Annotated in this window: 15 protein-coding genes and 1 other annotated feature; of the genes, 4 read left to right on the forward strand and 11 right to left on the reverse strand. The window is 36.7% G+C overall.

Annotated elements, in window-relative coordinates:
- Positions 1–25: 25 nt before the first annotated feature.
- The gene (gene ribH / locus C564_RS0116870) at positions 26–487 is read left to right on the forward strand and encodes a 6,7-dimethyl-8-ribityllumazine synthase (RefSeq protein WP_016131961.1); all 462 of its coding nucleotides are present in this window, start codon (positions 26–28) and stop codon (positions 485–487) included.
- Between the two features lie 32 nt (positions 488–519).
- On the opposite strand, the gene C564_RS0116875 is transcribed toward ribH, so the two are convergent.
- From C564_RS0116875 to C564_RS0116915, 9 genes are all read right to left on the reverse strand, one after another.
- The gene (locus C564_RS0116875; protein WP_018766113.1) at positions 520–840 is read right to left on the reverse strand and encodes a hypothetical protein; all 321 of its coding nucleotides are present in this window, start codon (positions 838–840) and stop codon (positions 520–522) included.
- Between the two features lie 357 nt (positions 841–1,197).
- Entirely contained in the window at positions 1,198–1,428 is a 231-nt protein-coding gene (locus C564_RS0116880) for a hypothetical protein (RefSeq protein ID WP_323957026.1), read from the reverse strand.
- Between the two features lie 327 nt (positions 1,429–1,755).
- The gene (gene bioB, locus C564_RS0116885) at positions 1,756–2,754 is read right to left on the reverse strand and encodes a biotin synthase BioB (protein WP_018766115.1); all 999 of its coding nucleotides are present in this window, start codon (positions 2,752–2,754) and stop codon (positions 1,756–1,758) included.
- Positions 2,708–3,568, reverse strand: a complete 861-nt coding sequence (gene bioC, locus C564_RS0116890; protein ID WP_018766116.1) for a malonyl-ACP O-methyltransferase BioC — start codon at positions 3,566–3,568, stop codon at positions 2,708–2,710. The genes bioB and bioC overlap by 47 nt, the downstream gene beginning before the upstream one ends.
- Entirely contained in the window at positions 3,558–4,274 is a 717-nt protein-coding gene (locus C564_RS0116895; RefSeq protein ID WP_018766117.1) for an alpha/beta fold hydrolase, read from the reverse strand. The genes bioC and C564_RS0116895 overlap by 11 nt, the downstream gene beginning before the upstream one ends.
- Position 4,275: 1 nt before the next feature.
- Entirely contained in the window at positions 4,276–5,457 is a 1,182-nt protein-coding gene (gene bioF / locus C564_RS0116900) for an 8-amino-7-oxononanoate synthase (RefSeq protein WP_018766118.1), read from the reverse strand.
- The gene (gene bioD / locus C564_RS0116905; RefSeq protein WP_018766119.1) at positions 5,423–6,151 is read right to left on the reverse strand and encodes a dethiobiotin synthase; all 729 of its coding nucleotides are present in this window, start codon (positions 6,149–6,151) and stop codon (positions 5,423–5,425) included. Before bioD ends, bioF begins: the two co-directional genes overlap by 35 nt.
- The gene (bioA, locus tag C564_RS0116910) at positions 6,151–7,539 is read right to left on the reverse strand and encodes an adenosylmethionine--8-amino-7-oxononanoate transaminase (protein WP_018766120.1); all 1,389 of its coding nucleotides are present in this window, start codon (positions 7,537–7,539) and stop codon (positions 6,151–6,153) included. Before bioA ends, bioD begins: the two co-directional genes overlap by 1 nt.
- A 122-nt stretch (positions 7,540–7,661) precedes the next feature.
- Positions 7,662–8,018 (reverse strand): hypothetical protein, encoded by a 357-nt coding sequence (locus C564_RS0116915; RefSeq protein ID WP_018766121.1) that lies wholly within the window; start codon positions 8,016–8,018, stop codon positions 7,662–7,664.
- A 144-nt stretch (positions 8,019–8,162) separates the two neighbouring features.
- Positions 8,163–8,384, forward strand: a binding site (T-box leader).
- Positions 8,385–8,641: 257 nt separating this feature from the next.
- On the opposite strand from C564_RS0116915, the gene nhaC reads away from it, so the two are divergent.
- The gene (nhaC, locus tag C564_RS0116920) at positions 8,642–10,015 is read left to right on the forward strand and encodes a Na+/H+ antiporter NhaC (protein ID WP_003208412.1); all 1,374 of its coding nucleotides are present in this window, start codon (positions 8,642–8,644) and stop codon (positions 10,013–10,015) included.
- Between the two features lie 74 nt (positions 10,016–10,089).
- On the opposite strand, the gene cpdB is transcribed toward nhaC, so the two are convergent.
- Positions 10,090–12,423 (reverse strand): bifunctional 2',3'-cyclic-nucleotide 2'-phosphodiesterase/3'-nucleotidase, encoded by a 2,334-nt coding sequence (gene cpdB / locus C564_RS0116925; protein WP_018766122.1) that lies wholly within the window; start codon positions 12,421–12,423, stop codon positions 10,090–10,092.
- Between the two features lie 459 nt (positions 12,424–12,882).
- On the opposite strand from cpdB, the gene C564_RS0116930 reads away from it, so the two are divergent.
- Both C564_RS0116930 and C564_RS0116935 read left to right on the forward strand, forming a co-directional pair.
- Positions 12,883–13,653 carry a GDSL-type esterase/lipase family protein gene (locus tag C564_RS0116930; RefSeq protein WP_006095908.1) on the forward strand — a complete coding sequence of 257 codons (771 nt, stop codon included), beginning with the start codon at positions 12,883–12,885 and terminating at the stop codon, positions 13,651–13,653.
- 72 nt (positions 13,654–13,725) lie between these two features.
- Entirely contained in the window at positions 13,726–14,172 is a 447-nt protein-coding gene (locus C564_RS0116935; protein ID WP_018766123.1) for a MarR family winged helix-turn-helix transcriptional regulator, read from the forward strand.
- Positions 14,173–14,195: 23 nt separating this feature from the next.
- Here C564_RS0116935 and C564_RS36790 read toward each other — a convergent pair whose 3' ends face one another.
- Positions 14,196–14,369: a hypothetical protein gene (locus C564_RS36790; RefSeq protein WP_003200119.1), complete on the reverse strand. Its 174-nt coding sequence runs from the start codon at positions 14,367–14,369 to the stop codon at positions 14,196–14,198.
- Between the last annotated feature and the right edge of the window lie 55 nt (positions 14,370–14,424).

The raw sequence follows: 14,424 nt of genomic DNA on the forward strand, positions 1-14,424 counted from the left end.
ATTATAATTAAAGGAGAGATATATTATGGTATTCGAAGGTCATTTAGTTGGTACAGGATTAAAAGTAGGGATTGTTGTTGGACGTTTCAATGAATTTATTACGAGCAAACTACTAGGCGGTGCACTAGACGGTTTAAAACGACATGGTGTAGAAGAAAATGATATTGATGTTGCATGGGTTCCAGGCGCATTTGAAATCCCATTAATCGCAAAGAAAATGGCAAACAGCGGCAAATACGATGCTGTCATTACACTAGGTACAGTCATTCGCGGTGCTACAACTCATTATGATTATGTTTGTAATGAAGTTGCAAAAGGTGTTGCCTCTTTATCATTACAAACAGACATCCCAGTTATTTTCGGCGTATTAACGACTGAAACAATTGAACAAGCAATTGAACGTGCTGGTACAAAAGCTGGCAACAAAGGATATGAATCTGCAGTTGCTGCGATTGAAATGGCTCATTTATCAAAACAATGGGCATAAAAAAAGAGGCTTTCGCCTCTTTTTTCTTCTATTTATTTTCCCACTTTTTTCCGCACATCTTTTATCAATTCAGCCATCGTTTTTCCTTCTGTCTTAATACGAAGATTTTGAGCTGTTTTCCAGACATTTTCTCGCTTCTTTTCTTCCTCTACAATATGTAGCTCTTTTCTTACTTCTTTTAGATCCTTCCCTTCAGTTTCAATACCAAAATGCTCAGCTTTTGTTCGAAAATGCTGTTCGATTCTTTGCTGCATTTCTTTCTGTTCCGGATTTTCAGCTGCCTTAACAGGATCGGTGCTTATTGCCTTTAATAAAATAAGAAAGGTCATAATAGCTAGTATATATTTGTGCATTTGAAATCCTCCAACCCGAAATAAATTACACCTTTACTATGTACAATTACAGGGTGGAAAATTCGCCCACACAATTAAATTTTTTACTAAAAAGCTACTTATCTGAAGGACTAGAGGTACTTTATTACATTTTATTTACAATAAAATTTCACGAAAGACTACATTCATAAAGCTACAATCAATTTTTATTCATCTCTTAATTAAGTAACATCGTTCAAAACTTGAACGGTGTTGAAATAAGCTAAATTTCTAAGAAAGCTAATGTTAATATTTCACAATTATTGCTTAATTAAGACGAAGTAATAGAAAACGTTCACAAGAAAAAACGACTTTTTTAACATTTAATTATTAATCTTCCTAACATTCAAGATCACTGTCATCCATACTATATGGGCAAAAATCTTCTTGAATAAATCGCACTGCATTTAAAGCGATTATCTGTGCAGGCATAGAAGGATTACCATCTGGCAATCTAAGTTGCCGCCCAATTACTTGCTCTATTTTAGACAAAATATTAAATGAAAACTTATTATCAGTAGCTAAGGTAAGTGCATTCACCACAGAAGGATTACTTAATTGATTCGTCATATTTGTCCCTGCTTCAAGAACTAGCACGGAAGTACATTTATCATCTGTCAATTCTTTAGCGATTACCCCTCCGGTAGTTCCAGCACCAATCACAATATAATCGAAATATTTTTTTATTTACCTTTTTATTTCAATCACCCCTCCTTCATTTTCCATATGTGTTATTTATTAGTGGAAAAAGGTGTTTGTACACAAAAGAAAATATTTTCCTTTGTAATGGAAACCATAAAACAGCCATCCTTTCATAAATATTCCATGAAAAAATGGCTGTTTTGTATAAACTTTATTCGATTATTCTAATCTACAAAGGGGCTTTCCCCCTCATTGTTACAGCGCACATTCCTCAATCTCAAACCCTAAATCTTCAATCATATTCCAATCTGCTGTTGGCTCTTGCCCCTCTGTTGTTAAATAATCACCAACAAAGATTGAATTTGCTGCGAATAAGCCAAGCGGCTGCACAGATCGCAAATTAATTTCGCGACCACCGGAAATTCGAATTTCTTTTGATGGATTGACAAATCGCATCATCGCTAGTACTTTTAAACATTCTACTGGTGTTAATTCTTTCTGTCCTTCAAGCGGTGTTCCTTTTACAGCAACAAGGAAGTTACATGGAATAGAATCCGCATCTATACGTTGTAATTCAAGCGCAATTTCAACGCGCTGCTCTTTCGTTTCCCCCATTCCAAAAATCGCACCAGAACATGGGGAAATACCCGCTTGCTTTGCTTTTTCTACTGTATCTACACGATCATCATACGTATGTGTTGAGCAAATGCTATCATAATTGTTTGCATGTGTATTTAAGTTATGGTTATAACGGTGAACACCTGCTTCTGCTAAGCGTCCTGCTTGATCCTCATTTAAAAAACCTAAGCAGCAGCAAATTTTCAAATCCGTTGTTTCACGGATTTCTTTCACTGCACCGATAACATGATTTACTTCTTTATCAGTTGGACGACGACCAGATGCAACAATACAGTATGTACCCGCTTTACGGCGAATTGCTTCGTGTGCACCTTCAATAATTTTTTCCTGTGTTAACCATGCATACTTATCGATTGGTGCCTCTGAAACGATAGACTGTGAGCAATACCCACAATCTTCTGGGCATAATCCAGACTTCGTATTAATAATCATATTTAATTTTACTTTTTTACCAAAATGATGATGACGTATGATATAAGCTGCATTCATAATCTCTAATACTTCTGTATCATCTGCTTCTAAAATAGCTATCGCTTCTTCTTTCGTTATACTTCTGCCCTCTACTACTTCAGATGCAATTTGCTTCCAATCTACTTTTGTTTGTACTTGTTTCATTTCTTCTCTTCCCCTCTTTTTCAATATACGCAAATAAAGCATGGTACGTTGCTACAATTTGCCCTTCTTCCGTGAAATCTTTTTCGTATATGCGGAGCATAGTTCGAAAGATAGACGGGCTTTGACAGTAAGATTCTGCATTGCTATTCGTCGCGCCTACTTTCCGAATCGATTGCAGAAACTCACGAACTGTAGCAAACTTCTCTATGTAACATGTTTCAGAAACATGAACATCCCCTGTTACACTTTCACATACATCTTGCAGCTGTTCTCTCGTTAAAAAATGTTGTCCAACAGATGCATCATTTTGCATATTTCTTTCTTCTTTAGCACTTTGAAATGCCGTATGAAGTTCTTGAAATGTTTGCTCTCCAAATGTTGAAAATAACAACAAGCCACCCTCAAATAAATGATGATGATATAAACGTTTCACCGTTGTTTGCAAATCGTTTAGCCATTGAAATGTTGCACTTGAAATAATGACATCAAATGACTCACTTAATGTAAGATGTTCAATATCTTCACACCGAAATGTCACAGATTCCACGTGATTTCTCGTTTTCGCAACAGCAATCATACTTTCAGCAAAATCAATTGCAGTAATTGCTGCATTTGGAAAGGAACCAGCTAATTGCTCAGTCAAATAGCCTGTGCCACATCCGAGTTCTAAAATACGGATGGACGACATCTTGTGATAGTGTTTTTTCATTATAGAAATTAATTGTTGCACCATCTTTTTTTGTACACTTGCATATTGATCATAGGATACAGCTGCCCCATTAAATCGTTTTTGTAATAACGTTTTATTGATCATTTTGTATCCCCTCTACAAACTGGATGATTTCATTTGCGCAATATTCGGAATCAGTTACACAAAGTGCATGCCCAGCTCCATTTATTACTTTAAGCGCCCCATTCGTATTTTCTTGTATATAGCGAGCAGCAGATAGTGGACATATCGCATCCTGTTCTCCATGAAGAAGTAATACCGGCATCTTTACATGCTTTAACTGACTTCTCATATCCATCTCTATTAAATAATCAAGTCCCAGCTGTAAAGATTCAATGAAATCACCTTGAAAACGTTCTGCAATGTCTTCAAATTGTTCACTATCTTTTATCTCTTGTTTTGTAAACATACTTTTATAGAAACGCTCCAATGTGTGGTCCTTTCGCTTCACTAAACTTCTTTTCATCCGCTCTACAAAAAGAAGTTTCCATCCACTCTCGTAATTTTCATCCACTGTAAACTTTGCTGTACCACCTATTAGAATCATCCCTTTTACCCGCACTCTATCACATGCTTGAAGGGCAGCTAATGCACCAAGTGACCATCCAATCAAAATCACATCCTGCCCTCTTGCAGCTTCTGCTACTCGTTCTGCAAACTCACTAAGTTCTTTTACACCACGCCATTCAACATGCCAGACAGAATATTCCTGAAAATATGGAAGTAATGGATCCCATACTTGTTTTTCCATCCCCCATCCAGGAATGAAAATAAGCTCGGGCTGTTTCATCTCATTCCCCCTCTTCTTTACCAATTCGAATGATTTGCTCAATAGCCCATTGTAAGTCAGCTTTTGTATGTTCAGATGTAACTGCGAATCGGATTCGCGAACTATTATATGGAACAGTTGGTGGCCTGATAGCAATTGCAGCAATTCCTGCCTCCTGCAGTTTTTCACTAAAATGTAGCGTAGCTTCATTCGACGCCACAATAATTGGTACTATATGTGTTGAACTATCACCAATATTGAAACCAACTTCTTCTAAAGCATTGCGGAAATAAGCTCCATTTTCTAAGAGCCGCTGCCGTCTTCCCTCATCTTCCTTCACAATTTCAATTGCACGTTTCATTGCGCCAAGTGTCCCTGGCGGTAATGCTGTTGTGAAAATGAAGCTTCTCATCGTGTTTTTCATATAATCGATACAAATTGCATCACCTGCTAAATAAGCTCCATAACACCCTAGCGCTTTACTAAACGTTCCCATATGAATGTCGATTCCTTCAGAAAGTCCCTGCTCTACATGCGCTAAACCAGCACCATGCTTTCCATATATTCCACCTGCATGCGCCTCATCAACCATCAATAATGCTCCATATTTTTCTTTCAGCATAATCAACTCTTTTAGATGCGCAACATCTCCATCCATGCTGAAAACCGTGTCTGTTACGATTAACTTTCGCTTTGCGACAGGTGCCATCCGCAACAATCTTTCCAAATATTCTAAATCATTATGTCGATATCTTTTATGTTCTGCACCGCTAAGCATAATCCCATCAACAATGCTGGCATGATTTAACTTATCGCTAAAAACAATATCGTGACGCCCAACTAAAGAAGAGATTGCCCCGACATTTGCTGAATATCCACTGTTCACAATGATTGCTTTTTCAGTTTCTTTCCAATCACAAACACTCTGTTCGACCTCTTCATATAGTGCATAATTTCCTACAACAAGTCGTGATGCTGTCGCTCCTACTCCATATTCCTTTGTCGCTACAATAGACGCTTCTTTTAATCGTCTATCTCCCGCCAAGCCTAGATAGTTATTCGAAGCTAAATTTAACATACGTTTTCCATTCCTAATAAGCCATGGTTCTTCAACTTGCTCAGTCATAACTACATGTCGATATTGTGATTTCTCTTTCAAACGATCTAAACTAGAGTGAAAGTGTAGATTCCACGTTTGATCCATGTTTGACGAACTCCTCTAAATTTGAAATCGTAATATTCTCTTCTGCTGCTCTCAATAGTTCTTCACGCGTAAACCCTTCTTGAAGCTCTGGTAGTAAACCCAAAACCGGAATACCACTTAACTCCTCAATCATTTCTTTATTCTCTTGCACACGTTCCTTCTCACATTCCTTACAGCCGGATAAAATAACACCCGCAACTGTTAAACCATGGGCTTTCGCATACGAAATCGTTAAAACGGTATGATTCACAGTACCTAACGCCGGACGCGCGACAATAATAAGTGGTAATTTCAATTCCTTTGCAAAATCAACCACTAAAGCATCTTCTGTATATGGGACTGCAAGACCACCTGCACCTTCTACAAGCAAACTATCAAATTCTGTCATTAACTCATTATAATGAGCCGTAATTTGTGCTAGTGTCACAGTTCTTCCTGCTCGCCGCATTGCCAATCTTGGCGCGAGAGGTTCTTCAATAGAATAAGGACAAATGCGATCAGCCTCTGTCATTACTCCTGATGCCATTTTCAATCTAACTGCATCCCCTTCTGGATTCGAAGCGATGTGCCCGCTTTGCAATGGTTTATATATCCCTGCGTTATACCCGCGATTTCTAAATACTCCTGCTAATGCACCTGTAACAACTGTTTTTCCCACTTCCGTATCCGTTGCCGTTATAAAAAAGCCACCCATTATTCTCCCTCCGTAACATCTGCAATTGCTTGATATAAAATGTGCAGCATTTCATCAATCTCATCTACTTGAGATGCTAACGGTGGCATAAATACAATGGTATTACCAAGCGGACGTAAAATCATTCCTAGTTCTCTTGATCGCTTACACACTTCCACGCCTACTCGCTCCGTCCACTCAAACGGCTCTTTCGTTTCTTTATTTTTCACAAGTTCAATTCCTACCATCAATCCACACTGACGAATATCTCCAACATGTTTGTATTCATAAAGTGCTTCCAATTGTTTCCCTACATATTCTGCTTTGTATGCAACATCTTTTACTAGATTTGTTTTTTCATAAAGTTCTAAATTAGCAATTGCAACTGCGCAACCTAATGGATTGCCGGTATAACTATGACCATGGAAAAATGTTTTCTGCTCTTCATAGCTACCTAAAAAAGCATCATAAATTTCATCTGTTGTCACAGTAATAGCTACCGGTAAATACCCACCGGTTAAGCCTTTTCCAGCTGTTAAAATATCCGGTGTAACATTTTCATGTTCACAAGCAAACATTTTTCCAGTACGACCAAATCCCGTTGCCACCTCATCTGTAATAAATAAAACATTATATTTTGTACAAAGATCTCGAAGACCTTTTAAATATCCTTTCGGCATTGTAATCATACCGCCTGCACCTTGCATTAACGGCTCTACAATAATAGCTGCAATCTCATCATGTTTTTCTTTTAATAACTTTTCCATTTCTTCCAAATGTTTTTGAACAATTTGTTCTTTGTCATCCCCATAAGGAGAACGATATGTATATGGATATGGCATTTTTATTGCTTCAAATAAGAGCGAACTGTACACTTGGTGAAACAAGTCAATCGCTCCTACTGAAACAGCTCCAATTGTATCTCCATGATATGCTTTTTTTAATGTAATAAACTTTTGTTTTTTAGGTTTTCCTTTATGCTGCCAATATTGAAAAGCCATCTTAATTGCAATTTCAACAGCTGTAGAACCAGAATCTGAATAGAATACTTTTTTCAAACCTTCCGGAACAACTTCAATGATCTTTTCTGCAAGTAAAATCGATGGCACATTTGCAAGTCCTAGCATAGTCGAATGCGCGACTTTATTTAATTGTTCACGAATTGCATTATCTAATTCAGGAACATGATGTCCATGAACATTAAGCCAAATGGATGAAACGCCATCCCAATAACCATTTCCATTTACGTCATATAATTTACGGCCTTCTCCTCGCTCAATAATAACTGGATCTTCCGCTAAATAGTCCTTCATTTGCGTAAATGGATGCCATACGTATGCTTTATTTTTCTCAGCCAACTCTTCATATGTATAGGTTGTTCTTTTACTTGTATTGCTACTAACAGTCACAATTGTCACCCCTAATGTTAACTTTTATATAAATATAGTTAACATTAAAATTAAAATACTGTCAATTATTTTAAAAGGTAAATGTTCTTAAAAAAGAACGACTTATCATAAGATAAGTCGTTTTATTTTCCATGCTGAATCTTTCCGATTTCCAAAATAATCTCTTCGTCTTTTTTCCCTTCAGTATCAATTCCAAGTTGTTTTGCATGTTCTATAAGCAGCTCATGACGCTTTTCAAACCTTGCTGTATTTAACTCTTTTTGAATTTCTCTTTCTGTTTTTCCTTCAAGAGGAACACCTAATTTAGCAGCTGTTTTCTCTCTATTCTTTTCTTCTTTGACTTTCTCTAATTCCTTTGTTTCTACTTTTTGCTCAACCTTTAATTTCGGTTGATCTGGTGATGCCGCAAATACTGTATAAATTCCAGCACCTCCACCAAGAACAAGTAAGGTTGTCAAAAGAAATAATTTTTTCTTCATTCACTCCCCTCCTTTCTATTTTCATTATAACGCACAAATAAGAACTAAAAAAAACATTCTCTCGTTATTTTCTTAAAAAAAATAATAAGTATATATGTTGACATATGTGATAGATATGTGATAAAAATTTAACTAACATCATATGAATCGGCGATGATAGGATTTAGTAGTATTTCGTTTTCTGATTTCAGAGAGCTGGTGGTCGGTGCGAACCAGTACAGAGCGAATTATGAATTACCCCCTGGAGCTTCTTTTACGAAACGTTTGGAGTAGTGAAAGACGGTTATGGACCGTTATTTCTACAGAGTGGTGAAATGAAACTGTTTCACAATTTAGGGTGGTACCGCGATTTTTTTCGTCCCTGCATATACTGCAGGGGCGTTTTTTATTTTCTGTTGGTGCATATTATACGACCCTTTATTTTGTGCTACGTTCATTTCACAAGCTAGGGTGGTACCGCGATTCTTTTCGTCCCTGCATATTTATATGCAGGGACGTTTTTTTATGATGCTAAACAATTACCGGTAATTTGTCGCAAAATTCTAAATTTTAGAAGGAAATATACAATATTGGCGAATTTTATATAAAAAAGAACTATTTTAGATTATTAGGAGGGGCAAACAATGGTTTCAAAAATTGAATCTATTCTTTTAACATTTTTCATCTTTTTCTGTATTGGCTTTAGCGTTATTCAATTAGGAACATCACCACACATTCCAATTTTATTTGGCATTATTGTATTATTAGCATTTGGATTTATTAAAAAAATCCCTTGGTCTACTATGGAAAAAGGAATGATAAGTAGTATTTCAGCTGGTATTCCATCCATTTTCATCTTCTTACTTGTCGGTGTATTAATTAGCGTTTGGATCGCTGCTGGGACAATTCCAACATTAATGGTATACGGATTCGGGCTTGTAGCACCAAAGATTTTCATCCCGACAGTCTTTGTTGTTTGTGCAATTGTCGGAACAAGTATCGGCAGCGCCTTTACAACAGCAGCGACAGTAGGACTTGCTTTTATGGGAATGGGTACTGCTCTTGGATACGATCCAGCACTTATTGCTGGTGCAATTGTTTCTGGAGCTTTCTTCGGGGATAAGATGTCTCCTTTATCAGATACAACAAACTTAGCTCCTGCTGTAACAGGAGTGGATCTATTTGAACATATTCGTAACATGCTTTGGACAACAATTCCTGCTTTCATTATTGCCTTTATCGCTTTCTTCATTTTAGGAAGTGGTTCTTCAGGAAATGTTGATTTCTCTACTTTTACAAATGCGTTAGAAAAGAATACAATCATTTCAATTGTCACACTTATTCCGATTCTATTACTATTCGTATGCGCATTCAAAAAAGTACCGGCTGTTCCAACTTTACTTGCTGGCATTGTAGCTGGTATTATCATTCTCTTTATTTTCAAGCCGGGTACATCACTTGCTGATTTGATGAAAATTATGCAAGATGGCTATGTTGCTAAGACAGGCATAAAAGATATTGATAGTTTATTATCACGCGGTGGATTACAAAGTATGCTTATGTCAATTGCACTTATTTTCCTTGCTCTTTCTATGGGTGGGTTACTACAAGGAATTGGCATTATTACTCAGCTTATGAACATTATTTCTAATTTCGTTAAGACAAGCACTCGTTTAATTATTTCTACCGCTTCAACAGCAATTGGAGTTAACTTCTTGCTTGGTGAGCAATACTTATCTATCGTTTTAACAGGACAAGCATTTGCTAACAAATACGATGAAGTCGGTTTAGAACGCCGTAATTTATCACGCGTACTAGAAGATGCAGGCACAGTTGTTAATCCTCTTGTACCATGGGGCGTAAGCGGCGTCTTCTTAGCAAACGTACTAAGCGTTCCAACAATTGATTATGTTCCATATTCAATCTTCTGCTTAGCTTGCCCAATCGTTACAATTATCGTTGGATTCACAGGATTCGGGCTTTCATGGAAAAAAGAAAAAACTGTTTCAGTTTCTTAAATGAAATATAAAGAAAAAGGGATTACCGATAGTGGTAATCCCTTTTTTCTTTATTCCTCTATTTGCGAACGTGATTATCTATTTGCTTTTTTTCGTCTAAATAACATAAACACGCCTGCTCCAACAAACGCAAGTCCCGCTCCAATTGTAGAGAAGACACTCGCTCCCGTTTTTGGTAAATCACGCTCTACTTCGTTTGTTTCTTTATCTTCACTTACATTTGTATGTTCTTTCGTATCTTTATTTTCACCTTCAGTAGGTGATGTTGGTTTATCCCCACCATTTCCTTCATCTGTCGTTGGCGGTGTTGTTGGCTTATCCCCATCATTTCCTTCACCTGGTGTTGGCGGTGTTGTTGGTTTATCTCCATCATTTCCTTCACCTGGTGTTGGCGGTGTTGTTGGCTTATCCCCACCGTTTCCTTCACCTGGTGTTGGCGGTGTCGGCTTATCTCCATCGTTCTTTTTCGTTAAATCAATTGCATATTTCGCAAACTCATTTTCAGATGGACCAACATAAGAGATTTTCCCATCCTTTGTAATGTACTTTTGCGCATTTGGTGAAGAGTCAAATGTAGTATTTAATTTTTCAGCAGCGATTGGTTTAAACGCCCAGTTTTGATCTGCTGCTGGATTAATAACAGGTGTTTCTTTCATATATTTCGTAATGATTTGACGCGTTTCATCTTGAGATTGATACACAACTTCTCCCTTACTTACACCAGGGAATGTTTGGCTACTACCACGGTAGTTATTGGTAGCAACAATAAATTCTTGATCATCAGCGATTGGTTTCCCATCATATGATACGTTTACAATACGATTCGCATTTGGATTTACTACTTTTCCATCTTTATCATATTTTGCTGGTTGTGTCACATCAATTTCGTATTTTACGCCATCTAAAATATCAAAGTTATATGTAGGATAGTTTACATTTACTAATGACTGTTCCTCCGCTTTATTTGGATCAATTTGATTGAACTGACCTGCAGACATTTCAAGCCATTCTTTTACTTGCGCACCATTTACTTTTACAGCATATAGAGTATTTGGATATACATATAAATCAGCAACGTTTTTAATCGCTAAAGTCCCTGCTGGAATATCAGTATAATAAGTTGCACCATTTCGGCCGCCTGCTTTAAAAGGCGCCCCTGCAGATAAAACTGGGAGTCTCTTATATTTGCTGTACTGTCCATTTTCTGCAAATAGCTTTTCTACATACCATTTTTGAGCATTCGTTACAAGCTGTACAGATGGATCATCTTGTACAAGTGAAAAATAACTGTTAATTGGTGCTGTCGTTTTACCGACAGGTGTATTTACATATTTAATCGTTGCTTCATGATCGTCTTTTATTTCATTAACTAAATTCTTATCAGATTCTACTAATGCATTTCCTTTACTATCAGAAATTGGACGAACGCTTGGAACCGATTTATCTTTTTGTACTTCCCACTTGCCATTTACTTTTTTCAGTTCCATATCAATGATACCTAGATTACTTCCGAAAACACCAGGCATTACAACTGGAACATCGTTAAACTTGTCCGTTACTACCGTATGGGAGTGTCCCATTAACACTGCATCAACAGAAGCTTCTGTTGCTAAATAATACGATGCATTTTCCATACCAGGATTGTAACCGTTTTTATCAACACCCGAGTGCGCTAATGCAACAATGATATCTGCACCTTTATCTTTCATTTCCTGTCTCAATTCTTTCGCCGTTTGTACAATGTCTTTCGCTTTTACTTTTCCTTCTAAATTCGCTTTATCCCAGCCCATAATTTGCGGTGGTACAAAGCCCATTACACCAATTTTCACTTTTTGTGTTTTGCCAGCTTCATCTGTTACCACTTTTTCAAAAATATGATACTTTTCAAAGGCGTGTTTATCGTTCGCTTCATCATTATCATGATCGTCTAGATACACATTTGAATTAATTACTGGGAACTGTGTTTTACTAATTGCCTTCTTTAAATAGTCCAAACCGTAGTTAAATTCATGGTTTCCAAGAGAAATGACGTCATACTTCATTAAATTCATTAAACGATATAAAGGGTGGACATACTCTCCATCCAAGCCTTTTTGTGCTACATAATCCCCAAGCGGCGTCCCTTGTAGAGCATCCCCATCATCAAATAGTACAGAGTTTTTCGCTTTTGCACGTTCCTCATTTACAAGAGTTGCTGTCTGAACTAAACCAACTTTATTATCTGTTTTCGTTTGATAATAATCGTAGTTCATTAAGTTAACATGAATATCAGAAGTTTCTAAGATTCGTAATTTAACTGTACTCTCCTCTGCTTGTCCCTCTGCATGAGCAATAGTTGGCATTACTTGAGGTGCTATAACACCTAATGCAAGCGTCGCTCCTGCTAGCGCTTTCTTTGATTTCTTCACAAAAAATCCCCCTTATTAAATTGTCCCTTTAAAAACAAATAAAATGAACTTTTCATCAAACTCTAATAAAGTATTCTCTACCTTCATTCTCTTATTTCCTCATATTAGAATATTAGAGTGACGCCTATTCACTTATCCCGCTATTTGCGGGCAGTAAGATCCTCACCTTAAAATTTAGCAGAAGCAAAAAAGTTAGATGGGGGATCAACTGCCCGTAAAAGCCCGATTGGTTCAACTAACCATCAGGTGAAGGGATGAAGAAAATCCCCCACTGATGGAAGTTTCACCTTATCTGACATTATCATATCTAACTTACTTTCATATCGTCAATATTTTTTGACATACTTCTACAAATTTTCTGTAAAGTTATTGTAAAATTTCCATAAAGATATAATAAGCCCTTCCATTGCTTATACCGTTGAATATGATACAATTACCAATTACAAGGAGGATGAATTTATGAAAAAAGTCATCTTAATTATTGTTTGTCTCCTCCTTCTAATCATTTCTTATTCGCATTTTGAAAAGAACGATGAGACAACAAAACAAAAAGAAAAATCAGCATCATCTACTCCTCATTGGATTGATAAACAAACAAATGACTCTTTTTATCATCTTGTGTTAGGAGATTCGCTTGCAAAGGGATATGGCTCGACACAAGGAGGGTTTTCCGAATTAGCTTCCAAGCAAATAGAGGAACAAATTCACAAACCGATTAGAGTAGAAAACCTTGGAGTGAACGGACTTACAACAGATCGTCTCGTTCAAAAAATTCAGGCAGAAGAAGTGCAGCAAAAAATTAAAGAAGCAAATATAATTACCATTAATATTGGAGGAAATAATTTATTCCGTTTAAATCGTGATGTAGGTGTTATAGATGGTATTAAAATGTTAAATAAAGAAAAAACTCATTTTGAAGAAGACGTAAAAAACATTGTAAAGACAGTTCGAACTCTCAACCCAAATGCTTTACTCATTCTATCTGAGCTCTATAACCCTCTACAACTCGATGATTCAATTGCTTCTTATGCAGATATGTTTTTAGATGGCTGGAATGATGCGGTTTACTCAATTTCAAAAGCGAATCAACCGTCCATTGTTTTACCAATTCGAAAATTAATACCAAATGATAAAAAAGAATTACTGTACGATCAAGTACATCCAAATGATAAAGGTTATGAAATTATTGCCAACGCGTTTACTAAACAAGTTCTATCCTACAAATATTAAAACAAAAACGAACAATTCTATTTTTATACGGTACCTTTTTTTGTTACAATGATAATGGAAGGGGGCCTTTATATGGAATCACGCGAATGGGAACGTATTGTTGATCATCTTCTTTCGTTAGTGCCTCTTTTTTATCGCAAATTTATGCTTCCTGGAGAGTTTTCTTCACAAAGGCACATGCCACCGTCACATACACAGGTGTTACTGCTATTGCATGAACGTGGCACATTAGCAGTGTCAGAAATCGGAAGGCGATTAGCGATTTCAAGGCCCAACATGACACCTCTATTAAATAAATTGATTCAAGAAGAACTTATAGAGCGTCATTACAGCGAAAAAGATCGACGAGTCATTTTAATTTCTCTAACACTAGAAGGGAAATCGTCAGTAAGTCAATATCAACAATTCATTTTAGACAAACTAAAAGAAAACTTTCAAACATTATCGGAAAGCGATCGTGAACAACTCATTCACTCGCTTCAAACGATCCAAAATTTAATTTTGAAAACAAACGTATAAAGCTGCTTCCAAAGGAAGCAGCTTTATGATTCATAATAGTTTCCATAATATACATTTGAATACGGCCATGTTGTTAAGTATGGTTTTTGCTCCGGAGAAGGCTGCGCTTGCTGATATGTTTCAAACTGTTGCCTTGTATAAGGAACAGGATAATAATGCACATATGAGTATGCTTGAGGTACATAGTAATAATACATTCATTCACCCTCCTTTTTTAAGCATATTCAAGGCGGAAAATGAATGTGACATTCT

This window comes from Bacillus sp. 105MF, from assembly GCF_000374885.1.
Taxonomy (GTDB): Bacteria; Bacillota; Bacilli; order Bacillales; family Bacillaceae_G; genus Bacillus_A; species Bacillus_A pseudomycoides.